This is a genomic window from Vicinamibacterales bacterium (assembly GCA_035699745.1).
Taxonomy (GTDB): domain Bacteria; phylum Acidobacteriota; class Vicinamibacteria; order Vicinamibacterales; family 2-12-FULL-66-21; genus JAICSD01.
The window spans coordinates 145,831-169,638 of record DASSPH010000107.1; the positions used below are offsets into that span (position 1 = coordinate 145,831).

General features: G+C 70.1%; 23 protein-coding genes. 5 read left to right on the top strand and 18 right to left on the bottom strand.

Features of this window, described 5'->3' with window-relative positions; all coding sequences use genetic code 11:
• Positions 1–63: 63 nt before the first annotated feature.
• The 6 genes from VFK57_25025 to VFK57_25050 form a co-directional block, all read right to left on the bottom strand.
• On the bottom strand, positions 64–576 hold the full coding sequence (locus VFK57_25025) for a hypothetical protein (GenBank protein HET7699006.1): 513 nt from the start codon (positions 574–576) through the stop codon (positions 64–66).
• Between the two features lie 5 nt (positions 577–581).
• Complete coding sequence (locus VFK57_25030) at positions 582–830, bottom strand: hypothetical protein (protein HET7699007.1); 249 nt, start codon at positions 828–830, stop codon at positions 582–584.
• A gap of 123 nt (positions 831–953) precedes the next feature.
• Positions 954–2,702 (bottom strand): HAD family hydrolase, encoded by a 1,749-nt coding sequence (locus tag VFK57_25035; GenBank protein HET7699008.1) that lies wholly within the window; start codon positions 2,700–2,702, stop codon positions 954–956.
• A 13-nt stretch (positions 2,703–2,715) separates the two neighbouring features.
• A complete protein-coding gene (groL, locus tag VFK57_25040; GenBank protein ID HET7699009.1) occupies positions 2,716–4,341 on the bottom strand; it encodes a chaperonin GroEL in 1,626 nt (541 codons plus the stop codon).
• Positions 4,342–4,371: 30 nt separating this feature from the next.
• Positions 4,372–4,854, bottom strand: a complete 483-nt coding sequence (locus VFK57_25045) for an Hsp20/alpha crystallin family protein (protein HET7699010.1) — start codon at positions 4,852–4,854, stop codon at positions 4,372–4,374.
• Positions 4,855–4,870: 16 nt separating this feature from the next.
• Positions 4,871–5,641 (bottom strand): L,D-transpeptidase, encoded by a 771-nt coding sequence (locus tag VFK57_25050; GenBank protein ID HET7699011.1) that lies wholly within the window; start codon positions 5,639–5,641, stop codon positions 4,871–4,873.
• Between the two features lie 166 nt (positions 5,642–5,807).
• On the opposite strand from VFK57_25050, the gene VFK57_25055 reads away from it, so the two are divergent.
• Positions 5,808–6,848, top strand: coding sequence for a hypothetical protein (locus tag VFK57_25055; protein HET7699012.1), 1,041 nt, complete (start codon positions 5,808–5,810; stop codon positions 6,846–6,848).
• Between the two features lie 7 nt (positions 6,849–6,855).
• On the opposite strand, the gene ppsA is transcribed toward VFK57_25055, so the two are convergent.
• The 11 genes from ppsA to VFK57_25110 form a co-directional block, all read right to left on the bottom strand.
• Positions 6,856–9,294 (bottom strand): phosphoenolpyruvate synthase, encoded by a 2,439-nt coding sequence (gene ppsA, locus VFK57_25060; protein ID HET7699013.1) that lies wholly within the window; start codon positions 9,292–9,294, stop codon positions 6,856–6,858.
• Between the two features lie 85 nt (positions 9,295–9,379).
• The gene (locus VFK57_25065; GenBank protein ID HET7699014.1) at positions 9,380–9,901 is read right to left on the bottom strand and encodes a universal stress protein; all 522 of its coding nucleotides are present in this window, start codon (positions 9,899–9,901) and stop codon (positions 9,380–9,382) included.
• A 159-nt stretch (positions 9,902–10,060) separates the two neighbouring features.
• The gene (locus VFK57_25070; GenBank protein ID HET7699015.1) at positions 10,061–11,278 is read right to left on the bottom strand and encodes a hypothetical protein; all 1,218 of its coding nucleotides are present in this window, start codon (positions 11,276–11,278) and stop codon (positions 10,061–10,063) included.
• 1 nt (position 11,279) lies between these two features.
• Positions 11,280–12,029 (bottom strand): ABC transporter ATP-binding protein, encoded by a 750-nt coding sequence (locus VFK57_25075; GenBank protein ID HET7699016.1) that lies wholly within the window; start codon positions 12,027–12,029, stop codon positions 11,280–11,282.
• Complete coding sequence (locus tag VFK57_25080; protein ID HET7699017.1) at positions 12,026–13,261, bottom strand: FtsX-like permease family protein; 1,236 nt, start codon at positions 13,259–13,261, stop codon at positions 12,026–12,028. Before VFK57_25080 ends, VFK57_25075 begins: the two co-directional genes overlap by 4 nt.
• A 1-nt stretch (position 13,262) precedes the next feature.
• A complete protein-coding gene (locus VFK57_25085; GenBank protein ID HET7699018.1) occupies positions 13,263–14,495 on the bottom strand; it encodes an FtsX-like permease family protein in 1,233 nt (410 codons plus the stop codon).
• Between the two features lie 4 nt (positions 14,496–14,499).
• Complete coding sequence (locus VFK57_25090) at positions 14,500–15,246, bottom strand: outer membrane lipoprotein-sorting protein (protein HET7699019.1); 747 nt, start codon at positions 15,244–15,246, stop codon at positions 14,500–14,502.
• The gene (locus VFK57_25095) at positions 15,243–16,370 is read right to left on the bottom strand and encodes a hypothetical protein (protein HET7699020.1); all 1,128 of its coding nucleotides are present in this window, start codon (positions 16,368–16,370) and stop codon (positions 15,243–15,245) included. The genes VFK57_25090 and VFK57_25095 overlap by 4 nt, the downstream gene beginning before the upstream one ends.
• A gap of 10 nt (positions 16,371–16,380) precedes the next feature.
• Complete coding sequence (locus tag VFK57_25100; GenBank protein HET7699021.1) at positions 16,381–16,833, bottom strand: CBS domain-containing protein; 453 nt, start codon at positions 16,831–16,833, stop codon at positions 16,381–16,383.
• A 32-nt stretch (positions 16,834–16,865) separates the two neighbouring features.
• Positions 16,866–17,033 (bottom strand): hypothetical protein, encoded by a 168-nt coding sequence (locus tag VFK57_25105; GenBank protein HET7699022.1) that lies wholly within the window; start codon positions 17,031–17,033, stop codon positions 16,866–16,868.
• Position 17,034: 1 nt separating this feature from the next.
• Complete coding sequence (locus VFK57_25110) at positions 17,035–17,727, bottom strand: hypothetical protein (GenBank protein ID HET7699023.1); 693 nt, start codon at positions 17,725–17,727, stop codon at positions 17,035–17,037.
• A gap of 228 nt (positions 17,728–17,955) precedes the next feature.
• On the opposite strand from VFK57_25110, the gene mgtA reads away from it, so the two are divergent.
• The 3 genes from mgtA (at position 17,956) to VFK57_25125 (ending at position 21,748) form a co-directional block, all read left to right on the top strand.
• Positions 17,956–20,544 (top strand): magnesium-translocating P-type ATPase, encoded by a 2,589-nt coding sequence (gene mgtA / locus VFK57_25115; protein ID HET7699024.1) that lies wholly within the window; start codon positions 17,956–17,958, stop codon positions 20,542–20,544.
• 1 nt (position 20,545) lies between these two features.
• Positions 20,546–21,316, top strand: a complete 771-nt coding sequence (locus VFK57_25120; GenBank protein ID HET7699025.1) for a Crp/Fnr family transcriptional regulator — start codon at positions 20,546–20,548, stop codon at positions 21,314–21,316.
• Between the two features lie 135 nt (positions 21,317–21,451).
• Positions 21,452–21,748 carry a hypothetical protein gene (locus VFK57_25125; GenBank protein HET7699026.1) on the top strand — a complete coding sequence of 99 codons (297 nt, stop codon included), beginning with the start codon at positions 21,452–21,454 and terminating at the stop codon, positions 21,746–21,748.
• Here VFK57_25125 and VFK57_25130 read toward each other — a convergent pair.
• Positions 21,745–22,191, bottom strand: coding sequence for a response regulator (locus tag VFK57_25130; GenBank protein ID HET7699027.1), 447 nt, complete (start codon positions 22,189–22,191; stop codon positions 21,745–21,747). The two genes, VFK57_25125 and VFK57_25130, sit on opposite strands and share 4 nt — an antisense overlap.
• A gap of 111 nt (positions 22,192–22,302) precedes the next feature.
• Here VFK57_25130 and VFK57_25135 point away from each other — a divergent pair, with 111 nt between their 5' ends.
• Positions 22,303–23,760, top strand: a complete 1,458-nt coding sequence (locus tag VFK57_25135; protein HET7699028.1) for a PAS domain S-box protein — start codon at positions 22,303–22,305, stop codon at positions 23,758–23,760.
• The last annotated feature ends 48 nt before the right edge of the window (positions 23,761–23,808 follow it).

The following is a 23,808-nucleotide window of genomic DNA, read 5'->3' on the forward strand; positions in this document are numbered from 1 at the left end:
TCCCCAGCGCCGGCAGAATATTCCCCGCGGGCCCGACGGCGTGGGCGGCCTGGACGGGCCTGGTCAATGGCTGCGGGAACGGCGTCGGGTGACTTCCCACCGGCCGCTGGCGATCGACTCGCCGAACCGGGAGACGAACGTGCCGGCCACGCGGCCGTCGCCGATCTCCCCGTGAAACGCGGTGAGCACCCAGCAGGCGCATGCCGGGTCCCAGTAAGGGTCCAGGACGCCATCGACGCGGCCATCCGCGGCGCGGACGAACCGGATCGTCAGGAACGCCTCGTTCGGCGGGCGTCGATCGGACGGGTGGAGATATCCCTCGGGCCCCTGCCGCCCGTAAGCCGTCGATGCGCCGGCCGCCGTCATGACGACGTCGCCGTGCGCGTGGTCTTCCCCGTCGATCAACTTGAACCAGATGGACCCGCTGCGGCCGGTCGCGCGGCTGCTGTAGGTGCCGTCCCACTCCCCGGCCAGCGACGCGACGGCTGCAGGCGCTCCCCGCAGCGGAACCGCCGGCGCGGACGCGCAGCCGCTCGCCAGCAGCGCCGCGGCGATCGCGCGATGGAGGATGGTCATCGCCGCTATGCCGAACGCCGGCCGCTCCAGGCCCAGACGAAGGTCCTGCCGTTGGTGGCCAGCGTCCCCTCCTCGACGAGCGTGCCGAGCACACGCTCGCATCGCACGACGTCGATAGCGAACAGGCGCGCGGCCTGCGGGAGCGTCAGCGTGAGTCCCGGCATCTCGCGAAACTCCGCCTCGACGCGGGTGCGCAGGCGGGTCTCGTCGTGCGGATCGGCGGGTGACGATTCGGGCTGGTGCAGTGCCGACATCGTGAATGATCTCTGCGGCCACCTCAGCAATCGCTGTGCCCGGCTTGGATCGCGCATTCGGGCCCGAGTCGGACGGAAGGCGGACCTACGGTGCGGAGGAGTTCGCAGCGCGGTGGGAAGAGTTCACGCCAGTGCCGGCTGGGGTTCCCCGGCGAGGTCGTAGCGGGCGCGCACGGCGTTGGCCAGGTCCGGCACGATCTCGTCCCGCGAGCCGGATCGATAGCGCTCCTCCACCGCCCGCAGATCGCTGGCGAGCGCACGGTCGCCGAAGACGTCTGCAATCCAGCGGGAGAAGTCGCCCCGCGTCAGGTGGCCGGCGAGCAGCGCCGGCGGCGTGCCCTCGAGTTCCTCGACGAACTGCCGCAGGGTGCGGGCGCGGAGCGGCTGCCCGTTGGTGTTGAACACGAAGGCGCGGTGCGCGCTCACCGGCACGTCGACGTATTTCTCGCGGTGCCGGACGTGCGGGGTGATGCGGGGGGCGATCGTGAACAGCCGGAGCTCACCGCCCGCCTCCTCGGTAATCGGCAGGGCGATGGCCTGGCCGGCGTGCAGCCGGGACAACCCCACCCAGGCCGCGGGGTCGACGGCGCCGCACCCCGCGCACTTGGCGCGCAGCGCCGCGATCTCCGCCGGGTCCGACTCGCACGTGACGATCATGACCTCCGTCGCGGCCAGCAGCGCCTTCGGCAGGTGCGACGCGCAGTAGGTCACGACGGTGTAGCCGTTCCGCTCCAGATCCAGGAGCTGCGGCGCGTCGGCGTCGTGCAGGTAATAGTGCGCCTCGTCGAGCAGGATGCGATGCGGCAGCCCGGTCCGCCGCCGCAGCACGTTCAACGCCGGCAGAACGGAGCGTACGTACTGCAGCTTCTCGTCGTGCGGCAGCCGGCACAGATCGATGACCACGCTGCGATCGGGATAGCGCAGCGCCCGCAGCAGGTCGCGCGGCGTGGGCGGAGCGTCTTCGCGGCCGAGCACCGTGACGCCCGGCAGCCCTTCCAGCGAGCTGTAGTCCCCTTCCGGATCGATGGCGCAGACGCAGTAGCCCTGGAGAATCAGCTGCTCGCACAGCAGCCCCGCGACCCAGGACTTGCCCGATTTCGCGTCCCCGGTGATCAGCACGTTGCGGCCGCGGGCGGCGAGCGAGAACTCGCGGCCGTCCTCGAGATGGCCGAGCAGCAGCCGGCGGCGGGCCTGCCGCGGCACCGGCAGTCGGGCCGTCGGCGTCACGCGGTTCACGTACTCGGCGATCGCCGCCGGCGTCGCGCCGGGAACGACCACGTCCGCCGCGGCCTGCAGCGCCGGGCTGCCCCATGCCACGGCCGCGCCGACTTCCGCCAGGCGCAGCAGCTCGTGATCGTTCTCGGCGTCGCCGATCGCCAGGGCGTTGCGCGGCGACAGCCGCAGGGTCTCGAGCGCCGCGCGGAGCCCCGTCGCCTTGCTCATCCCCTGCGACGTCACCATGACGCGGCCGCGGTTGAAGATCAGCACCAGCGGCAGCTCGCAGGCGCGGATGACCTCGAGCAGACGCGGGGCGTCGTTGGCGTCCGCGTCCACCAGGCACTGCCCTGCGACGAACGGCAGGCCGCGCAGCCGCAGCTCCGCCAGGAACCGTTCCGGCACCACCGGCGCGAGCAGCGACGTCCGGCCGCTCTCCGGCAGGTGCAGCACCGCCCCGTTCTCCGCGACGACGCCGTCGACGAAGTGCAGATCCCCGGCGACGCGCTGCAGCTCGGCGAGAATCCTCCCGGTCACGAGCAGCACGACGATGCCGCGCGTGCGGGCGGCGGCAATCGCCGTGCGCACGCCGGGATCGAGCACGTCGTTGCGTGCGATCGTTCCGTCGTAATCGAGTGCGAGGACCGCGAGTTTCACCGGCCGCTCCGCGTCACAGGTCGCCGTCGCCTCTCGAGACCGCCGACTCCGCCTTCGGATCGGGGACGTCGGTCAGCGTCGCTTCCGTCAGCAGCAGGACGCCGGCGGTCGACGCCGCGTTCTCCAGCGCCAGCCGCACCACCTTCGTCGGGTCGATGATGCCGGCCTCGACGAGATCGACGTAGCGGCCGGCCGCGGCGTCGAACCCGAAGTTGCCCGTCCCCGAGCGCATCTTCTCGACGACCACGCCGCCGTCGACGCCGGAGTTCTCGGCGATCTGCCTGGCCGGCGCTTCGAGCGCGCGGCGAAGGACGTGGGCGCCCGCCCGCTCGTCTCCCTGCAGCGTCGCCGCTTCGGCTTCGACCGCCGGGATCGCCCGCAGCAGCGCCAGTCCGGCGCCGGGAACGACCCCCTCGACGATCGCCGCGCGCGTCGCGTGAATCGCGTCGTCGAAGGCTTCGCGCCGGCTCTTCATCTCGGCCTCGGACGGCGCGCCGACACGAATGACGGCGACGCCGCCGGAGAGCTTCGCCAGCCGCTCTTCGAGCTTCTCGCGGTCGTAGTCCGAGGTGCTGTCGGCGATCTGACGCCGCAGTTCCTGGCAGCGGCCGGCAATCGCCGCCTTCTCCCCTTTGCCGCCGACGATGGTGGTGTGGTCCCGATCGACGACGACCCGCGACGCGCGCCCCAGCTGCTCCAGCGTCACCGTCTCGAGCTTGATGCCAAGCTCCTGCGCGATCAGCGTTCCACCGGTCACGACGGCCAGATCCTGCAGCATCGCCTTGCGGCGGTCGCCGAAGCCCGGCGCTTTCACCGCGACGTTGGCGAGCACGCCGCGCAGGCGGTTGACCACGAGCGTGGCGAGCGCCTCGGCTTCGACGTCTTCGGCGACCACGAGCAGCGCCAAGCCGCGCTTGGCGATCTGCTCCAGGACCGGCAGCAGATCCTTGAGATTCGTGATCTTTCCTTCGTAGAGCAGGACCAGCGCGTCGTCCAGCACCGCTTCCATCTTCTCGGGATCCGTGACGAAGTACGGCGACAGATAGCCGTGGTCGAACTGCAGTCCCTCGACCACTTCCATCGTCGTTTCGGTGCCCTTGGCCTCTTCGACCGTGACGGCGCCCTCCGAACCGACCTTCTCGATCGCCCGGGCGACGAGCTCGCCGATGGAGGGATCGTTGTGGGCCGAGATGGTGGCGACCTGCTGCTTCTCCTGCTCGCTCTTCACCGGACGTGACTGCGCCCGCAGCGCGTCGATGGCGGCGCGCGTGGCGCGATCGAGGCCGCGCTTGAGATCGATGGCGCTCGCGCCGGCGGCGATGTTGCGGACGCCGTCGGCGACCATGGCGTGCGCCAGCAGCGTCGCCGTGGTCGTCCCGTCGCCGACGGTGTCGCCGGTGCGCTCGGCGGCGCCCCGCAGCATCTGCGCGCCGAGGTTCTCGTCGGCGTCTTCCAGCGCGAACTCCTTCGCGATGGTGACGCCGTCGTTGCAGACGAGGGGCTTGCCCCACTTCTTCTCGATGAGCACGCAGCGGGACCGGGGGCCCAGCGTCACCCGCACGGCGTCGGCAATCGCGGTGGCGCCGCGGAGGACCTTCTCACGTGCTTCCGACCGGAACAACAGATGTTTGTGCGACATGATCCCGCTCCCGTGCTCTGCGCGGCCGCTTCAGGCCGCCGTCCTGGCCGGCGTCTGCGGCTCGTCGATCTGGATTCGCTGCGCCTCCGCCTTGATGCGGGCGGGCAGCGGCATGCTGACTTCGAGCACCCCATCCGCGAAGGTCGCGCGGATGTCTTCCGTCTTCACTCCTTCGGGCAGCGGAACGGTGCGGTAGAAGCTGCCGTACTCGCGCTCGCTGCGGAACATCTGATCCTTCTTCTCCTCGATCTCGCGCTTCCGCTCGCCCGAGAGCGTCAGCTGCCCGTCGATCACCTCGACCGCGACGTCTTCCTTCTTCATGCCGGGAAGATCCACGCGGGTGATCAGCCGGTTGTCGCGCTGAAAGACGTCCACCTTCGGGAACCACGGTGCCGGCTCGGGCGTCGTCACCCGGGCGAAGAACGGCCGGCGGAAGGAGGTCCAGTCCTCGAACATGCGATCGATGTCCGACGAGAGGTTGCGAAGCCGTGCGATCGGGTTTCGCTCAGACATACTCGCCTCCTGAACGCTAGGGATTGGAAAAGTGTGCCGGGGGCGGCAGCGTGATCTCGCGCGAGAGCCACTCGATCGATCGCCACGGCGGCGGCGCCGCGAAGTCGTACGTGCCGACGAACAGCACCGGCGTGCCGGACGCGAGCAGACGCAGCCGCGAATCGATCGCCCACCCGTCGCCCCACTGGTACAGCCACTGCGCATCGCTGTCGAGCAGACGGATGCAGCCGTGGCTCGCGGGATACCCGGGAAGCGAGTAGGCGTGGAACGCCAGTCCTTCCCGCACGTCGAAGTTGAAGTACCACGGCATGAACCAGTCGGGATTCACCGTGCTGTGGCGTCCCGGCGAGCGCCAGGTCAAGTGAAAGAGCCCCGGCGCGGTCGCACTGTCACGCCGGCCGGAACTGATCGGTCCCCAGCGCACCAGCGCCCCGAGCTCGTAGGCGCCGAAGAGCTGGCCCGGCAGGTGGACGACCAGGAACGTCGGCGACGACGCGGCCGGCTCGTAGCGGCGCGGCAGCACGCTGTCGGCGAGGCCGTCTTCCGCCGCGGACAGGGGAATGACGAGCGCCCGCAGCCGCGGCAGGTGCGCTTCGTCGGCGCGATTCAGCCGCTCGAGGCGCGCGATGTCCGGCGGCGCGGCTGTCGCGAGAACGCCCGCGATCTCCTGCCGCGACTCGATCACGCGATACCGTTCGCCGCCGCTGCGTCCGCTGGCGGTCCCGTCCGCCAGCCACAACGCCGCCAGCATGCAGACCAGCGGTGCGCAGACCTGACGCCTCGACATACCGTGCGAGTGAGCAAGCCGGGTACCTGCGGCGGCGCAGCCGTGCGCCGCGCGCGCGCCCGCCGCGGCGCGGAGAAGTCCGCAGGCGCGCGAAAGAATCCACGGCACGGATGCCGACTTCGCCGCGCGGCCGTGCTGGTCTGTTCTGTGCTTCCGGACTCTCCAGATGCCTCGCCTTCGAATGCTGCTGCCGCTGACCCTCGCGATGCAGGCGGCCGTCCTGGCCGCGTCGCACCTCGACCCGTTCGACATCTTCCGGCCGGCGATCGTGCTGCGGCCGGCCGAGCGGCGGGCGCTCGATCGCGGAACGCCGGTGCTGACGCTGCCGCGGGCCGGGGGCCGCCAGCTGGCGGTGTTCTCGGCGATCGGGATCGACAGCCGCGACGACCGCCATCGCGCGCGCGGATGGATTCGGCGCACGGAGCAGCTGCGCAACAACCCCAACGTGATCGCGACCGGCCGCTTCTCGACACCGCTCGCGGCGACCGACCTCGGCGCCGCGACGCTCGACGATCGCGACCTCGAGGACATCCGGACCTGCCGCCCGGGCCACTGCAACGTCAAGCTCACCGCGGCGGAGATTCTGGAGCTGCAGCGGACGATCGCCGGGGCGGGGACGGACTGGCGCAATGCCGTGCAGCGCGGGTTTCGCGCCATCGTGCTGCGGCGGGTGGCCGCCTACCTGCGCGGCAGCCACGCGGCCCTCGATGACAATGCCGATCACCGCGTGCCGCGGTCTCCGTCAGCCGCGTTCAGCTCGATCGCCGCGAACACGTCCGTGCTCGAGCAGATCGCTCCGGGGATCCTCGACGAAGCCGCCCGCTGCCCGGCGGCCTTCATCGGCCCGCACCAGGGCTTCATCTACTGGTCGAAAGAGCTGCTCGGCGGCAAGACCATCGTCAGCGCGACGCACGTGCTGCTCGTCGAGCCGGACGCCGGCTCGCCGGTCGAGACCTTCGCGATCGCGATTCAGATCTTTGCCACCCATTACCTCGATGCCTCGCTGGAGATCTTCGCCGTGGTGAGGAATGCGGACTGGTCCAGGCGGTACCTCGTGCACGTTCACAGGTCGGAAGTGGACCTGCTGGACGGGTTCTGGGGAGGCGTGGCGCGTGCGGCGATCACGTCACGAATCAAGAGCGACGGTCCCGCGATACTCGAGGCGGCGCGCCGCCGTCTCACCACCGTCGATCCGCCGAGTCCGTAGCCCGCGGTCACGCCCCCGCAACGGCGGGCATCGCCGCTTCGGCCGATGCGATCCGCAGCAGCGCGCCGATGGCGGCGTCGGGGTTCAGTGAAATCGAGTCGATGCCCTGGTCGACCAGCCACGCGGCGAACTCCGGGTAGTCCGACGGCGCCTGGCCGCAGATCCCGATCGGCTTGCCGGCATGGTGCGCCGCCGCGATCGCCCGGGCGATCAACCAGCGCACCGCCTCGTTGCGTTCGTCGAACAGGTGCGCCACGGTCCCGGAGTCGCGATCGAGCCCCAGCGTCAGCTGCGTCAGATCGTTCGATCCGATCGAGAAGCCGTCGAACACCTGCAGGAACTCGTCGGCGAGGATCGCGTTGGACGGTACTTCGCACATGACGTAGACGTCCAGGCCGCCCTCACCTCGCTTCAGGCCGTGCTCCGCCATCGCCGCCAGCACGCGGCGCCCTTCGTCCACCGTCCGGCAGAACGGGATCATGACCTTGATGTTCGTGAGTCCCAGTTCGTGCCGCGCCCGCGCGATCCCCTGGCACTCGAGCGCGAAGCCGTCGGCGTATCGCGGATCGTAGTAACGGGAGGCGCCGCGGAACCCGATCATCGGGTTCTCCTCCGCCGGCTCGAACTCGGCGCCGCCGAGCAGCCGCGCGTACTCGTTGGTCTTGAAGTCGCTCATCCGCACGATCACCGGCTTGGGATGGAACGCCGCCGCCAGGCGGGCGACACCCTCGCTGAAACGCTGAACGAAGAAGTCTCGCGGCGCCTGCTCGCCGATCCTGGCGGCAATCGCCGCAACCGTCGTCGGACTCTTCAGCCGGGGAAAGCGCGCCAGGGCCATCGGATGGATGCCGATGTGGTTCGTCACGATGAACTCGGTGCGGGCCAGTCCGACGCCGGCATTCGGAATGGCGGCGAGCGCGAACGCCTGGCTCGGATCGCCGGCGATCAGCATGACCCTGGTGCGGGTCTGCGGAACGTTCGTGACGTCGACGTGCGCCACCTCGAACGGCAGCGCCCCGGGATACACGTGGCCTTCGGTTCCCTCCGCGCAGCACACCGTGACGTGCTCGCCCTCGCGGAGCGCGGCGGTCGCATTTCCCGTTCCGACGATGCACGGCAACCCGAACTCGCGGGAGACGATCGCCGCGTGCGCGGTGCGTCCTCCCTTGTCCGTGACGATGGCGGCGACTCGCCGCATGACCGGTTCCCAGTCCGGATCGGTGATCTCGGCGACCAGCACGTCGCCGGGGGCGACGTCCTGCAGTGCGGCGACGTCGCGTACCACCCGCACGCGGCCGGCGCCGATGCGCTCCCCGACGGCCTGACCGCGGACCAGCGGGGCGGGCGGCGCCTCTTTCAGCCGGTACACCTCCGCGGCGGCGGTGCGCGGCTTGTTGGCGTGCACGGTTTCCGGCCGGGCCTGCACGATGAAGAGCGCCCCGGTCACGCCGTCCTTCGCCCACTCGATATCCATCGGCTGGGGGTGCCCGGCCAGCGCCGAGTAGTGCTCCTCGATCAGGCAGGCCCATCGGGCAAGCGTCAGGACGCCGTCGTCATCCAAACAGAATCGTGCGCGTTCGGCCGCGAGCACCGGCTCGCTGCGCGTCGCCTTGCTGCCGTCCGCGTAGACGAGACGGACTTCCTTGGTGCCGAGGCGGCGGCCGATGATGGCGCGATGCCCGGTGGCCAGCGTCGGCTTGAACACCGTCCATTCGTCGGGGGACACGACGCCCTGCACGACGAACTCGCCGAGCCCGTAGGCCCCCGACAGCGTGACGACGTCGCGGAATCCGGACTCGGTGTCGAGCGTGAACATCACGCCGGAGCTCGCGCGGTCCGAGCGCACCATCGGCATGATTCCGACCGACAGCGCGACCTGCAGCTGGTCGTAGCCGAGCCGCGCCCGGTAGCTGATCGCGCGATCGGTGAAGAGCGACGAGAAACAGGCGTGCACGGCGCGCAGCAGCTCCTCGCGGCCGCGCACGTTGAGGAAGGTCTCCGCGGCGCCGGCGAACGACGCCTCGGGGAGGTCTTCCGCGGTCGCCGACGATCGTACGGCGAGCTCGGGCTCGCGCCCGAGCCGGGCGCACAATCGTTGATACCCGTCGAGGACCGCGGTCCGCACGTCGTCCGGGATTGGCGTTTCGAGGACGGCGGCGCGCGCCAGCTGGCCGCGCCGGGCGAGCTCGGCGAGGTTCTCGGGATCGAACGCGGAGAAGATCGACCGCAGCCGCGACTCCAGGGCGCCGGCCCGCAGCAGGCGCCGGTACGCGGCGGCGGTCGTCGCGAACCCGTCGAGCACGCCGACGCCCCGCGGTCCGAATGTCCGGAACAGTTCTCCGAGCGACGCGTTCTTGCCGCCGACGCGCGCGACGTCGTTCAGCGTGATTCCCGCGAAGTCGAGCACGAACAGGGTGTCTTGCAGGCCGACAGAACCGGCGGACATACGGTACCTCGCTGTGCGCCGGGACATCCGGTCCCGGCCGATGGCTGACCCGACCAACCCGCGCGGCTCTGTCCCGCGCGCGCTCTCAGTCGCGCGATTTCGCCGCCGGCTCGTACTCCGCGGCGGGCACGAGGGCGTCGGGCAGCACGAACTCGTGCTCGTGCTCGCGGACCGTGAGCACCGGGCACGGCGCGATGCGGACCACCCGCTCCGCCACGTTGCCGAGCAGCAGGTGCGCGACCGGACCGCGTCCGTGAGTGCCGATGATGACGAGATCGATCGCATGCGTCCGCGCGTACTCGACGATCGCGTCTGCCGGACTGGTGCTGGTCATCGTCGCCGCGACGGCATGCAGGTCGCGACGGTCGTCGTCTCCGAGCAGCGCCTCGGCCTGGCGCCGTCCCGCCCGCTCGAGGTCTTCCTGCACCGCCGGTGATATCGCGGCATACGCATAACCCATCACCGCCCGGGCGAACAGGTTGTCGACGACGTGCAGGAGGTGCAGCTCGGCGCCGAATCCTCGGGCGAGCGCCCGTCCGTAGCGCAGGGCCGACTCCGCGGCCGGGCCAAAGTCGGTCGCCACCAGAACTTTCTTGAGCGCGATCATGATTGCCTCCGTCACTCCTGGGCTTGCCCGGCGCGCGCCGCCGCGCATTCCAACGGCAACATGGCAACGGCCATGCCACGCGGACGGACGGCTGTGCGGGATGCGAAGCACGCGACGCTGAGGAATTGTTCGCGGTGGTGCGGAGCTTTACGCGCCGTCTCAGCGGTACATCCGGACCTGGAGGAACGCGGCGACGGGCGTCGCGCCGAACTCGCGCGCCACGCCGTCACGTCCGCCGCGGCCGTACGGCAGGTAGATGCTGGACAGCACCGACCAGCGATCGTCGACGGTGTAGGTGATCGACGGCACGACGAGGCCGGACGCGTCCGATGGGCTGTGAAGCCACTGGGCGCTCGCGCTGACGGCGGCGGAGTGCTCGTAGGAGGCGAGCACGGCAAGGGCGTGGCGGCCCAGAATCTGTGTGTCTCCACGCAGGTACCGGGCGCGGAATCGCGGATCGCCCAGGGCGGCGGCGATGCCCGAAGAGGCGCGGGCGCCGAAGCCGGAATAGTGGTACTCGGCGCACGTGAAGATCCCCTTGCCGAGCGGGATCCGGTACGATCCGCCGGCGACCGCCTTGCCGACGGCCGCGCCGTCCGCGCGAAAGAACGACGCGTCGGCGTGGAACTCCATGTCCCCGATCGCGGCGGAGGCCGCCGTTCCGGCGAAGGGCTCGCCGGCGCGCGAGCCGCCGAGCACCTCGAGGTCGATCCGGCGGGAGTAGCCGCGCACCCGCACCGCGCCGGTCGACCCGGCCCGCGTGCGATCGAATGCGGCCACCGCGTCCATCGAGACCCGATCCGTGATCTTGATCTCGGCGCGGACCGCGTCCACGCCGCGCCGCCACTCGCGATCCACTTCGAGCGGCGTGAACGGCGCGAACAGGTCGACCGCGCCGAACAGGGTGCCGCGCCCCCAGCCGATCGCCTGGCGTCCCGCCGTCACGTCCATGCGCGGGAGGCGCAGCCGCACGGCCGCGCGATCGATCTCTGCGCGCCATTCCGCGCTGCCGCCGGATGCCACCGTCCAGTCCAGTTGCGCGATCCGATACGGTGCGTCTCCGCCGGACGGCGCGAACATCGCTCCCGCCCCGGACGCGGACGAACGCACCTGGATCCGCTGCTCGAACGCGAGCTCGAACCCGATCGGGCCGTCCAGGCGCGGCTGCGGCTCGAGACGGAACCGCCAGAACCCCGCCGCCAGCGTGCCCCCGGCGGACACCGGCGGGGCGTCCGGCAGGCGCGCCAGAAGGGCGCTGCTCTTCATCGAATAGCGCCACGCGACCGCCGGCGCGCCCGCCTCCGGCTGCTGCGCGCTGACGGCGGCCGGCTGAAGCGCCAGCGCCATCAGCGTGAGCCGCAGCAGGCGCGCCCGCACGCTACCTCCGGGCGGCAACGGCGGGCACGCCGGTGCCGGGCACGATCTCGTGCGGCGCTTCGCCTGGCGTCGCTTCGTCGCGCGCGACACGGCCGTCGACGAGCGTCACCACCCGAACCGCGTGATTGACGACGCGCTGATCGTGCGTCGAGAAGATGAACGTCATCCCGTGGCGCTCGCGAAGATCCCGCATCAGGTGCATCAGGATCTCCGCGTTCTCTCCGTCCAGATTGGCGGTCGGCTCGTCGGCCAGCACGAGACGCGGCCGGGCCGCGACCGCTCTTGCCACGGCGACGCGCTGCTGCTGCCCGCCGGACAGCTCCCCGATCCGCCGGTCCGCCAGATCTCCCAGTCCCAGCTCGCCGAGCACGTCCTTCGCGCGCGCCCGCCGCCCCGCGCCCATCCCCTGCAGCTCGAGCACGAACTCGACATTCTCGAGCGCGGTCAGCACGGGCACCAGGTTGTAGGCCTGGAACACGAAGCCGATCGAGTGCAGCCGCAGGTGCGCCCGCGCACGCTTCGAGAGCGCGGCCACGCGTTCGCCAAGGACGGTCAGCTCCCCGGCGGTGGGAACGTCGAGCGCGCCGATCAGATTCAGCAGCGTCGTCTTGCCGCTGCCCGACGGGCCCACGAGCGCGAGAAACTCGCCGGGCGAGACGTCGAAGTCCACGCCGCGCAGCGCGAGCACGCGCTGCCGGCCGGTCGAGAACTCCTTGGTGAGGCCCCTCGCAGAGACCACGGTCCCGGTCATTGCGCCACCCGCAGCGCCACCGCAGGATCCGTCCGCGCCGCGTACCAGGCCGGATACAGCGACGCGACGATCGTTGCGCCCATGGCGACGATGAAGACGTAGGGAACGATCCAGAAGCCGAAGTCCCCCAGGATCACGGGATCGAACAGCACGCCTTGAAACGCGTACGCGCTCCCCACATAGCGGCGGAAGTCGAGGCCGGTCCGCGCCAGGCGCCAGACCATCGGGACGCCGACGGTGAGCGCCAGGAGCCCCGCGGCGGTGCCGAGGATTACCGCCTCCTGCACGACCAGCTTCACCATCCCGGCGGCGCTCATGCCGAGCGCCGACAGCACGGCGAATTCGCGGCGGCGTTCGAGCACGGCGGCGAGCTGCGCGCTGGCCACGCCGAGCACGACGATCAACAGGATCACGAGGCTGACGAACCGCGCCGAGGCCGCGTCCTGTCTGAAGTGCCCCTCGATCTCCGGCGCCAGCTCGGTCATGGTCATGACCCGGTCGCCGGATGCGATGCGCGCCGCCAGCGCCGCCCGCACCACGTCCGCCTGCCGGTAGTCCGCGAGAACCAGGCTGACCTCACCGGTGCCCGCCGATCCGCTGAGCCGCTCGACGTCAGCCTGCGGCACCTGGCACACCGTTGCGTCGGCGTCTTCGCTCCCCGTGCTGACGATCCCGACCACGCGGAACAGCGCGCTCTGAATGTCGCCGTGCGGATCGACGGCGGTGGCGACCACTTCGTCGTCGACCGTGATCGACAGCCGTTCGGCGATGGTTCTGCCGAGCACGAGAGTGTTGGATTCGCCGGCGTTGAGATACCTCCCCTGCTCCACGCGGCGGACGTAGCGGAAGAGGTGCGGCTCGATCTCCGGATCGACGCCGACCATTTCGATCGGCACGACGTGAGTGCCCACGGCAAGCAGAACGTCTGCGCGGGTGCGCGGCGCCGCCCGCAGCACGTCGCGGCGGGCGCGGGCGGCCGCCAGCGCGGCATTGGCATCGGCCAGCCGCAATCCCGGATCGCGCCGGACCGGCCAGCCGGCCGGGACGATGCGCAGATGGCCGACGCCGCTGGTGGCGCCGACGCGGGCGAACAACTCGCCGCGTCCGCGGTTGAGACTCTCCATCAGCAGCGCGAGCACGCAGCCGACGGCGATGCCGACGATCGCCAGCACCGTGCGCCGGGCGTTCCGGCGTACGCTGCGGCCGGCGTAGCGGCTGGCAACCCAGATCATGTCAGTCTCGCAGCGCGCGCGCCGGCTGCAGCCGCGCCGTGCGCGCGGCAGGCCAGGCGGACGCAATCGTCGACGTGATCGCCACGGCCACGACGACCCTCACGATGTCGATCCATTCCAGGCGCGGATAGACCCGCAGCGACCAGTTCATGCCGAACGCGGAGAACTGCTGCGGGCCGCCGCCGGTGAGGGTGGCGTAGTCGACGCCGTTCTGATGCGCCCACAACACCAGCAGGCCGCCGGCCACCGTCCCGAGCAGACTTCCGATCGTCCCCAGCGCCACCGATTCGAGCAGGATCATCTCCACCAGACGGCGAGGCGCCACGCCGAGCGCCAGCAGCATGCCGAGTTCGTGCGTGCGTTCGTAGGTCGCCATCAGCATGGTGTTGGCGACGCCCGCCGCGGCAGCCACGAGTACCAACAGCAGCACGAACACCCACGCGATCTCGACCAGCTCGATCAGGTCCACCATCGACGGGGCGAGCGTCTGCCAGTCGAGCGCTTCGGCCCCCTGCACGGCGGGCGATCCGTTCAGCCGCGCCGCCAGCGCCGCGGCCTTCTCCGGATCGCGCGCGTAAATCACCAGTTCGTGGGCCTCGCCCGGCATCGCGAACAGCGCCTGGGCTTCCTCCAGCGCCATCATCACCGCCTGGCGGTTGACGAAGTCCACCGGCGTGTCGATCACCGCCGCCACGGTGAAGAGATCGTTCGCCAGCGACCCATCCACCGCCTGCCCCACAATCGCGATCTCGACTCCGGGGCTGACCTGCATCTGCTCCGCGAGCGCGCGGCCCATCAGCACGCGGCGCCCCTCGGCGCGGGCGGCGCTGCGCTCGAGCAGTCCGCCTCGGCGCGACTCGGCGCTCATGTCGAGGCCGAGGACGATCACCGCGAATCCCTCCTGTCCCATCGCCGCAAGCGCCGGACCGTAGACGCGGGGATTCACCGCCGCGACATCCGGATCGCGCGCCAGCGCCGCAACCGTGGCCGGGACATCCCGCAGCGTGCGATCCATGGCGCGGTTCCGCCGCCATTCCGGGGCATGCACCTGGACGTGGCCGAGCATCGGTCCGGTCACGGTCTCGCGCATGTAGTCTCCCTCCCAGCGCAGCATGCCGTCGTAGAGGAGCACGAGCGTCACCGACAGCGCGATCGCCGTCAGCGCCAGACCGGTGCGGCGCCGGTTGCGCCACAGGTTGCGCCAGGCGATTCGCACGATGGTCCGGGTGGTCATCCGCTCAGCGCCGCCTCTCCAGTCGCGCCAGGCTGAAGGTGTCGTCGGGGATCGGGAGATCGAACTGCGCCTCGAGGTAGCGCATCTCGGTGCGCTGCCCCTCGGCATCGGCGGGGACGAGTGTCATGTGAGCCGGCAACCGGCGGCCGCCCAGCACCCGAATCTCGTCGAAGAACAGCGTTCGCGCCAGCCGTCCCTTGCGATCGAAATGCCGCTCCTCGATCGGCAGGCTGTCGTCCGACACCAGCACTTCGATGCGGGCCCAGCGTCCGACGATGCCGGGCTTGACGTCGAGCGTCAGCCACCACCCGGCGGGCGCCTCCGAGCGGCGCGCGATCCGTCCGCTGAAGTCCTTGCGCAGCGACGACTCCTTCACCAGATCGTCGTTGGTGAAGTCGGTCCCCATCCACGAGCCGAGCATCATCGAGGGGGGGACGCGGATGGTGCGGGCGATCCGCGGCAGGTAGTTCCACAGATTGGATCCGACGCGCAGCGTGGCCGTGCCCTCCTCCCGCGGCGGCGCCTCGATGACGATCAGCGCCTCGTCCTCTCCGCGCGTCCACGCCTTCAGGCGCATCGACCGTACGGTTCTCGACGACGTCACCTGGATCTCCATGCGCGCGATGCTGCTCTTCGACCGGTAGAGCTCGTCGAGGTGATTCAGGATCGTCTCGACGTCCGGCCGAGGCACCTGGCCGGCGCCGATCAGCAGCGGGCCGGCCAGCAGCGCGATCCAGGCGGCGAGGTTCATGCCGCCGCCGTGCCTGGCGAACGGCGGTAGGCGTCGTAGGCCGCCAGGGTCAGCGCGCCCAGTCCGAACAGCACGCAGATGAACACCACGACTGCGCCGACCACGGGAATCGCCCGCAGGATGGCGAGGCTCAGCACGCCGGCGAGCAGCCACACCGCTCTCGACTGCGCCGTCGCCGTCGTCCGCTTGAAGAAGCGCGACTCGACGTCCCCGACGAAGAACGCTGCGGCAAGGACCGCCGCCAGCAGTCCGACGACGTAGAGGGCCGCCAGCGCCACCCCGATCGGCAGCGCCAGGATGCTGAAGATCAGGAACAGCGCCGTCACGGGGATCACGAACACCAGCGCGAAGCCGAGCAGCGCGCTCTGCGCCGGCGCGGCGCGCAGGGTGTCGACCACGCGGGAGGTGAACTGCGGCATCAGCCACAGCAGCAGCAGGCCGGCGATCGAGAGGTGGAGCATGAAGAGCACGCTCGAGACGGCACGGAAGGAATGAGCCCGCCGCGCCTCCCGGGCCTCGATCCGGGTGAAGGTCACCGGGCCGGTGATGGCCGCGCCGCCGGCAATCACGGCGGGCGCCGGAGCCTTGTACTCGAGCGTGCTGAGAATCCGCGCCGTCGGGAGCACTTCGAGCTTCTCGGCGATGATCGTGACCGGGCGTCGCAACTCGCCGCCGATCTGCACCGTGCCGCCGGCGATCCGCAGCTCTCGATCGAACTGGCCGTCGATCCGCACGTGGCCGCCGGTGATCCAGCTGCGGCCGTTCACGCGGCTGCCGGTGCCGAGCGCCACGTCCCCTCCGGCAATGGTCAGGTCGCCGTTGACCGGCGCGTTCACGGCGATCTCCGCGCCCGCCATTCTGACGTCGTCATCGGCGCGCGCCGACAGCGACACCCGCCAGCCGGCGGCGAGGATGTCCCCGACGACCGGCTGCGTGATCTCGATCTGGCGGCCGGCGACGACGACGTCGCCGAGCATGGCGCGCGAGACGTCGATCCGGTTGCCGGCGGCGTAATAGTTGTCGGGCCTGGTCGCCGGCAATACCGGCGGCGGCTGGGCCGCCACCACCGCCGCGAACGGAATGGCGGCGAACCCGAGCGCTCGAATGAATGAGGATGCAGTCATGATCGTTCTCCTACCAGCGTCCGGTGGCCGACTTCTGGCGGCGATGCGGCACGCGGAAGTGCAGCGCCGCGCGCGCCGGCCGCGCCGGACGATCGACGCCGTGCCCGAGGAGGGCGAGCAGATCCGAGACCGTGACGATGCCGACGGTGCGGCCGCCGTCCGTCACCGGCAGGCACCCGATCGTGCGGCCGCGCATCAGATTCGCCGCGCGCCGGACGGTGGCATTCGCGTCGATGGTGACCGCCTGCCGCGTCATCAGGTCCCCGACGGTGGCGGTGTCGCGTACCGCGGCGCCGTTGGGACCGCCGGCGTCCTTGTCGCTGAGAATGCCGAGCAGCCCGCCGCCGTCGGCCACGAGCAGGTGGTGAATCCGATCGCGGCGCATGATGTCCCAGGCTTCACGGGCGGACAGCGACGGCGCCACCACGCGCACCTGACTGGTCATGAGTTCGTTGACGCGCATACGTTCCTCCGTTCTGGTCGCCTGCACCGCGCTCAGCGGTGCAGGACCCCGCTCAACGCTGCACCGAGGTAGTACGGCCACAGCAGGATCGCCAGCACCCCCTGCCAGAACAGCAGCTGCAGGAAGCCGATGGTGAAGAGCCAGCCCGCGACCCACACAGTGCCCATGAAACTGTGCTGTTCGACGCGAATCCGTTCCATCTCAGTGCTCCCTCGCGGCGGCGCTTTCGGCGGCCGCTTTGACCGGTTTCAGCATGGCGAGGCGGATCAAGGCGACGCCCGGCGACACGAGCGCCCAGTAGCGGCGGAACAGCCGCCGCGCCTCTGCATCCGTCGCGATCGCACGGGTTTCGGTGCGAAACACCGATCGGTCATCGCCGAGCGCGTCGGCGCGGAGGGTGAGCGCGATCTTCACGTAGCCGGGCTCGTTGAAGGCCGCGAACTCGCTCGCCGGGATCGTCCGGAAGACGGGGCTCGGTTCCCACGGACGCGTCACCGCCCCCAGCACGATCTCCCGTTCGGGCTGCTCGGCGAGCACGCCCCAGCCGATCTGGAGCATCGCCGCGAGGAGCCCTCCCGCGGGCATCGGCTTGTTCTCCGCGCCCATGACCAGTTCGCGCGTCTTGAAGATCGCGCGCGAGAGATACGAGCCGCCGGCGTTCAGCGCACGCGCGGACGCCAGGGTCACGCTCGCCGGCGCGTCGACGACGATATGATGGCGCTCGACCACGTCGTACACCGGCACGAACGCATCCAGCAGCGCATCCTGATCTTCGCGCGCGTGCCCCCCGGGCCCCCGCCCGAATCGCATCCAGGCGTTGCCGACGAGAGTCACGTAACCTGCTGCCGCGATCGCGGCACCGGCCGCGGCCGCTCCGACTGCCGTTCGAACCACTTTTGATTTCTGCATTGCGCACCTTCGCGTGCCGTGGAGTCGCACAAAGCCTGCCGGGCGAATACGCGCGGGAAACCGTCAGCAGCAGTGCAGAGACGGCGCGTGGCGGGAACAGCGGAGGGGGATTCTTCCGCAGCGATGCGCAAGAATTCGCAGCGCAACCGGGCGGGAGGGCCCCGCGGCCGGATGACCGGAGGCGAGGCGCGGGTCTTGCTCGACGGATCGGCGATGGCTGCCAGCCGCTTTGTCGCGGAGCGAGCGGTCGCATCACGCGAACGGAGTGGAGGCGAACCGTCTCCGCGCGCGTACTGGTCGCTGGGTGCGGACGAACTTCTCCACCGTCTCGGGTCGAGTCGGGACGGGCTGTCGCCGGCCGAGGCCCGCCGCCGACTGCGGCAGGACGGCCCCAACGAGCTCGGCACGCAGCGCCGGCTGTCGCGGCTCCGGGTCTTCCTCCAACAGCTCCGCAGTCCGCTGCTGCTCCTCCTCATCTTCGCCGCCGGCGCTTCAGCCGCCACGCGCGAGTGGATCGACGCCGGCATCGTCGCGCTGATCGTGCTCGTCTCGGTGCTGGTGGGATACTCGCGTGAGTACAGCGCGCAGCGCGCCGCCGACGCATTGCGGGCCCGCATCGGCACGCGCGCCACTGTGGTGCGCGCCGGCGGCGTCGCGCACGTGGCCACCGGGGAGATCGTGCGCGGCGACGTGGTGCTGCTTGCCGCCGGCAGTCTCGTTCCTGCCGATGCCGTCGTGCTCGAGGCGGCGGACTTCTTCGTGAGCGAAGCGGTGCTGACGGGCGAGAGCTTTCCCGTCCGGAAACAGGTGGGTGCCGTGGGGATTCGCGCGGCGCTCCACGAGCGCAGCAACTGCGTGTTCCTCGGCGCGAACGTGCGGAGCGGCTCGGCCCGCTGCGTCGTCGTCGCGACCGGGCCCTCAACCGAGTTCGGTGCGATCGCCCGGCGGCTCACGCTGAGGCCGCCGGAAACGGAGTTCGACCGCGGCATCCGCCGCTTCGGCTACGTGCTGACGAGCGCGATGACCGTCATGGTGCTGCTGGTCTTCGGGGCACACGTGCTCCTCGGCCGCGCGCCGATAGAAACCCTGCTCTTCGCGGTCGCCCTCGCGGTCGGCCTCAGCCCGGAACTCCTGCCGGCCATCCTGAGCGTGAACCTCGCACGCGGCGCGCAGATGATGGCGGGGCATGGCGTTCTGGTGCGGCGGCTCCCCGCCATCGAGAACCTGGGGAGCATGAACATCCTGTGCACGGACAAGACCGGTACCCTCACCGACGGCGTCGTGCAGCTGGACGGCGCCTACGACATCCACGGCCGTGCCTCGGAGCTGGTGCTGCAACTCGGCGCGCTCAACGCCGCCCTGACGACTGGCGTCAACAGCCCGCTGGACGACGCGATTACTGCAGCCTGCACACCGCCGCCGGGCCAGGCCGCCAAACTCGGCGAGATCCCGTTCGACTTCGTGCGCAAGCGCGTCAGCGTGGCGGTGAAGACGATCGAGGGCACGGTGCTGATCACCAAAGGGGCATTCCCCCGCGTCATCGAGGTGTGCACCCGCACGCCGGACGGAACCCCGCTGACGCCGGCGGTGCTCGCCGCGGTCCGTGAGCGCTACGACACGTGGTCGCGGCAGGGCGTCCGCGTGCTGGGGGTGGCTCAGCGGGCCGCGGCCGACCAACCCGATTACCGCCGGGACGACGAGCGGGAAATGACCTTTGCCGGCTTCCTCACATTCGTGGATCGGCCGAAGGAAGGCGTGGCCGAAGCGATTGCCGCGCTCGCCGCGCTCGGCGTCTCGGTGAAACTGATCACGGGTGACAACACGCTGGTCGCGCAGCACATCGCGGCGCGGGTCGGCCTGCCCGCCGCGCGCCTGATCACCGGCCGGGAGCTCGACGAGCTCCACGACGAAGCGCTGTGGTCCGCAGCCGAGAGGACGGACGTCTTCGCCGAAGTGGATCCGAACCAGAAGGAGCGCATCATCCTCTCGCTCAAGAAGATGGGACACGTCGTCGGATTCCTCGGCGACGGCGTGAACGATGTGCCGGCGATGCATGCCGCCGATACCAGCCTCTCGGTCGAGGGCGCGGTGGACGTCGCCCGGGAGGCGGCGGACTTCGTGCTGCTCGAACGCGGACTCGACGTGATCCGCCGCGGCATCGAGGAGGGGCGCAAGACGTTCGCCAATACGCTCAAGTACGTCCTGATCACCACCAGCGCCAATCTCGGGAACATGGCGAGCATGGCGGCGGCATCCGTGTTCCTGCCGTTCCTGCCGCTCACTGCCGGACAGATCCTGCTGAACAACTTCCTGTCGGACATCCCGGCGGTCGGCATCGCCGGCGATGCCGTCGATCGCGAGCTGGTGGACCGGCCGCGGCGCTGGGACATGGCGTTCATCACGCGCTACATGATCGAGTTCGGCGCGCTGAGCTCGCTGTTCGACGTCGTGACGTTCGCTGTCCTGCTCGTGCTCTTTCACGCGGATCCGTCGGCGTTCCGCACCGGCTGGTTCGTCGAGTCACTGCTCACGGAGCTGCTGGTCGTGCTGGTGATGCGGACGCGGCGTCCGTTCTTCCGCAGCCGGCCCGGCCGTCTGCTCCTCCTGTCCACCACGGCGCTGATCCCGATTACGTTCGCCCTTCCCTACGCGCCCTTCGCGGCCGCGTTCGGATTCGTGCCGCTGCCGGCTGCCGTGGTCGCCGCGATCGGCGGCATCGCCTGTCTGTATGTCGCGGCAACCGAACTGCAGAAGCAGTGGTTCTATCGCGCGACAACCGGCGTGATCGCCGATGGAGCGTAAGATGGCCCCCCGTCGCATCCGCGCCCAGGAGCGAATGACGCTGCCGCCGAACCGGCAGAAGCCCTCGCCGCACGCCGCTGACGCGCAGCAGAACCGGCTGCTCGCGCTGCTGCCGCCGCGAGTCCTCGGGCGCATCGTCCCGCATCTCGAGCCGGTGCATCTGCATCGAAAGGAAGTGCTGTTCCGCGCGCACGAGCCCGTCAGGGCCGCCTACTTTCCGAGCAGCGCGGTGATCTCGCTCGTCTCGACGCTGGAGTCGGGCCAGTCGCTCGAGGTCGGCCTGATCGGCCGCGACGGACTCGCCGGGACGGCAGTGTTGCCGGGGATCACGCAGATGTCGTGCGACGGCGTCGTGCAGATCCCGGGCCTCGCCCACCGGATGAGCGCGGAGATCCTGCGGCGGGAAGTTCTCGGCGACGAAACCCTGTACTCGACGGTCGGACGTTTCGCGCAGGTGCTGCTCGTGCGCAGCATGCAGATGTCGGTCTGCAACATGTTTCACTCCGTGGAGCAGCGGTGCATCCGCTGGCTGCTGACCGTCAGCGACTTGATCAACAACGGCGACATTCCGCTGACCCACGACCTGATGGCCACGATGCTGGGAGTGCACCGGCCCACGGTCACCGTGGTCCTCCGGTCGCTGCACCGGGCCGGTCTGGTCAACGAGAAGCGGGGCTTGATTCTGATTCGCGATCGAGATCGTCTCCAGGACGCGTGCTGCGAGTGCTACCGCGTGATGCGGGACGAGCAGTGGCGGCTCCTCGGCTACTGACGCTCACCCGCCGCTCGCACGACCGCGTTTGGTCATCTGCAATACCGACTTCTCCGCCGGCTCGTATGACAATCGTACGGCGATCGGGCCGCATCCCTGGTCAGGTTCGACGTCCGTTCGCTGAAAGGCGGAGTCATGTTCCCGGGAGAACGTCACGTTCCAGCTGCGGCTGGCCGGGAGGTCAACGCCCTCCGCCCGGATCCGAAAGGGGCGGCGGACGGCGACGTCCTCGTGACCAGCCACCCGGAGTCCCCTCCGGTCTTCACCGTCCGGCAGGTGCCGTCCACCGCCCAGGTGAGAGCCGGATCGCGAGATGAGGCGATCGCGCTGGCGCGAGCCTTCGCGGTCGCGCACGCGGTCGACGTCTGGTTCGACGACAACGGCGCGTTCCGGCTTCTCGAAGCCTACCGTCCTCGCAGCGCCGCCCGCTAGTGATAGCGGGATGGCCGGCACGCCGCCATCACCAGATCTTCGAAGCCGCGCATCTCGAAGGGTTTCGTCAGGACGCAGTACGCTCCACGCTCCAGCGCCGCCCGGGTCATTTCCGGGGTCGCAAAGGCCGTCATGAGTATCACGGCGCTCCGCGGCACGGTGCGCCGGACCTCCTCGAAAAACGTCAGATCGTGCGCGTCGGGCAATCGGTAATCGAGCAGGATCACGTCGAGACGCTGCGCCGCGCGGTTGAGCGCGCCGCGGGCGCTCTCGGCGCTGGCCGCCTCGAGGACCGTATGTCCCCCGCGCCGCAGCAGTTCGGCGATCGACCAGCGCAGGAGCGTCTCGTCGTCAACGACGAGCACGGTCAGCGATCGCTTCCCGTTCATTGAAAAACAACACGGCGACCGCGGGTTTTTGCGCGGCGCGACGGCGTCGCGCACGCGGTCGAAGGGCGCCGGGATCAAGAAGCGTTCCAGAGTGAGGCTGTCGGCGCGCGTGTAGTGATCCCCGCCTTGCGCCACGGTGAACCAGCGCGTATGGTAGACCTACACGTGAGCCGCTTTCTGCAAAAGGTGCGAACCGCCTGGTGCGCCTCCGCATCGCGCTACGCCGCTGCGCTCGGTCTGTTCGCCGGCGCGGTCCTGCTTCGGGACCTGTTCACGGAATCCTTCGGCACCGACGCGCCCTACCTGCATTTCTACCCCGCGATCATCATTGCGGCCTGGTATGGCGGTCTCGGCCCGGGGCTGCTGACGACCGCCTTGTCGACCCTCGCGGCGATGTACTCCCTGCTGCCGCCGGCGGGGTTCGCGGTGGGCGATCCCACCGACCAGTTGTCGCTGGCCGTGTTCGCGGCCACCGGCATCGTGATCTCCTCGTTGAATCATCGGCTGCACGTGACGCAGCAGGCCCAGCGGGAGGCCATTGCGACGTCCACCGCGCGGGCCGAGCGCCTCGACGCCATCCTCAACATGACGGCGGACGGCATCATCGTCATCGACGCCGCGGGACGCATCGAAGCGTTCAATCGCGGCGCCGCGGATCTTTTCGGCTATCCGGAGAGTGAAGTGCTCGGGCGGAACGTCAGCATCCTGATGCCATCGCCGCACCACGAACAGCACGGCGGCTATCTCGAGCGCTATCTGCGCACCGGCGATCCGAAGATCATCGGCATCGGACGGGAGGTAGAGGGCCGCCGGCGCGACGGCAGTGTGTTCCCGATGGAACTGTCGGTCGGCGAGATGCTGATCGACGGGGAACGGAAGTTCACCGGCATCATCCACGACCTGACGAGGCGCGTGGAGTCTGAAGTCCGGCTGCGGGAACAGGCGGCGCTGGCGAGGCTCGGCGAAATGGCGGCGGTGATCGCGCACGAGGTGAAGAACCCGCTTGCCGGAATTCGCGGCGCCATTCAGGTCTTTGGCAGCCGCATGGTGCAGGACGGCGCGAGCGCGCAGATTCTCGGCGAGATCGTGTCCCGCATCGACGCGCTCGACCGCATGATGAAGGATCTGCTGCTCTTCGCGCGTCCACCGAACCCGAAGCGGGCGCCGGTGGACATCGTGCCGCTGGTCAAGACCACGGCGAATCTCCTCAATGAAGATCCCGCACTGAAGCACCTGGACATTCAGATCGGCGGGACCGCGCCGCCGGTCGCCGCCGATCCCGACATGCTCAGAATCGTCTTCCAGAACCTGTTCCTGAACAGCGCTCAGGCGATGCGCGGCAAGGGCCGGATCCTGGTTGGCGTGGAGATGGTCGACGGGAACTGCCAGATCGCGTTCTCGGACGGCGGCCCCGGCATCCCCGCGGACGTCCGCGAGAAGATCTTCACGCCGTTCTTCACCACGAAGGCTCGAGGATCGGGCCTGGGTCTGCCGACGGTGAAACGGTTCGTCGAAGCGCACAACGGCGAGGTCGACGTCGACTGCCCGCCCGCCGGAGGCACGACCGTCGTCATCCGGCTCCCAATCGCGGAGGCCGCGGGCGGACAGCCGGCGGTCGTCTGACGCTCGCCCCAAGGCTCGAGGCCCGGCGCGCCCATTCCGCCCGCGGGC

What these genes read in the sequence shown, in the direction of transcription:
- VFK57_25025 (HET7699006.1), bottom strand. Translation starts at nt 576, where the DNA reads ATGACCATCCTCCATCGCGCGATCGCCGCGGCGCTGCTGGCGAGCGGC.
- ppsA (HET7699013.1), bottom strand. Translation starts at nt 9,294, where the DNA reads ATGTCCGCCGGTTCTGTCGGCCTGCAAGACACCCTGTTCGTGCTCGAC.
- VFK57_25055 (HET7699012.1), top strand. Translation starts at nt 5,808, where the DNA reads ATGCCTCGCCTTCGAATGCTGCTGCCGCTGACCCTCGCGATGCAGGCG.
- VFK57_25075 (HET7699016.1), bottom strand. Translation starts at nt 12,029, where the DNA reads ATGACCGGGACCGTGGTCTCTGCGAGGGGCCTCACCAAGGAGTTCTCG.
- VFK57_25100 (HET7699021.1), bottom strand. Translation starts at nt 16,833, where the DNA reads ATGCGCGTCAACGAACTCATGACCAGTCAGGTGCGCGTGGTGGCGCCG.
- VFK57_25045 (HET7699010.1), bottom strand. Translation starts at nt 4,854, where the DNA reads ATGTCTGAGCGAAACCCGATCGCACGGCTTCGCAACCTCTCGTCGGAC.
- VFK57_25050 (HET7699011.1), bottom strand. Translation starts at nt 5,641, where the DNA reads ATGTCGAGGCGTCAGGTCTGCGCACCGCTGGTCTGCATGCTGGCGGCG.
- VFK57_25125 (HET7699026.1), top strand. Translation starts at nt 21,452, where the DNA reads ATGTTCCCGGGAGAACGTCACGTTCCAGCTGCGGCTGGCCGGGAGGTC.
- VFK57_25090 (HET7699019.1), bottom strand. Translation starts at nt 15,246, where the DNA reads ATGAACCTCGCCGCCTGGATCGCGCTGCTGGCCGGCCCGCTGCTGATC.
- VFK57_25080 (HET7699017.1), bottom strand. Translation starts at nt 13,261, where the DNA reads ATGATCTGGGTTGCCAGCCGCTACGCCGGCCGCAGCGTACGCCGGAAC.
- VFK57_25105 (HET7699022.1), bottom strand. Translation starts at nt 17,033, where the DNA reads ATGGAACGGATTCGCGTCGAACAGCACAGTTTCATGGGCACTGTGTGG.
- VFK57_25085 (HET7699018.1), bottom strand. Translation starts at nt 14,495, where the DNA reads ATGACCACCCGGACCATCGTGCGAATCGCCTGGCGCAACCTGTGGCGC.
- groL (HET7699009.1), bottom strand. Translation starts at nt 4,341, where the DNA reads ATGTCGCACAAACATCTGTTGTTCCGGTCGGAAGCACGTGAGAAGGTC.
- VFK57_25120 (HET7699025.1), top strand. Translation starts at nt 20,546, where the DNA reads ATGGCCCCCCGTCGCATCCGCGCCCAGGAGCGAATGACGCTGCCGCCG.
- VFK57_25030 (HET7699007.1), bottom strand. Translation starts at nt 830, where the DNA reads ATGTCGGCACTGCACCAGCCCGAATCGTCACCCGCCGATCCGCACGAC.
- VFK57_25065 (HET7699014.1), bottom strand. Translation starts at nt 9,901, where the DNA reads ATGATCGCGCTCAAGAAAGTTCTGGTGGCGACCGACTTTGGCCCGGCC.
- VFK57_25095 (HET7699020.1), bottom strand. Translation starts at nt 16,370, where the DNA reads ATGACTGCATCCTCATTCATTCGAGCGCTCGGGTTCGCCGCCATTCCG.
- mgtA (HET7699024.1), top strand. Translation starts at nt 17,956, where the DNA reads ATGGCTGCCAGCCGCTTTGTCGCGGAGCGAGCGGTCGCATCACGCGAA.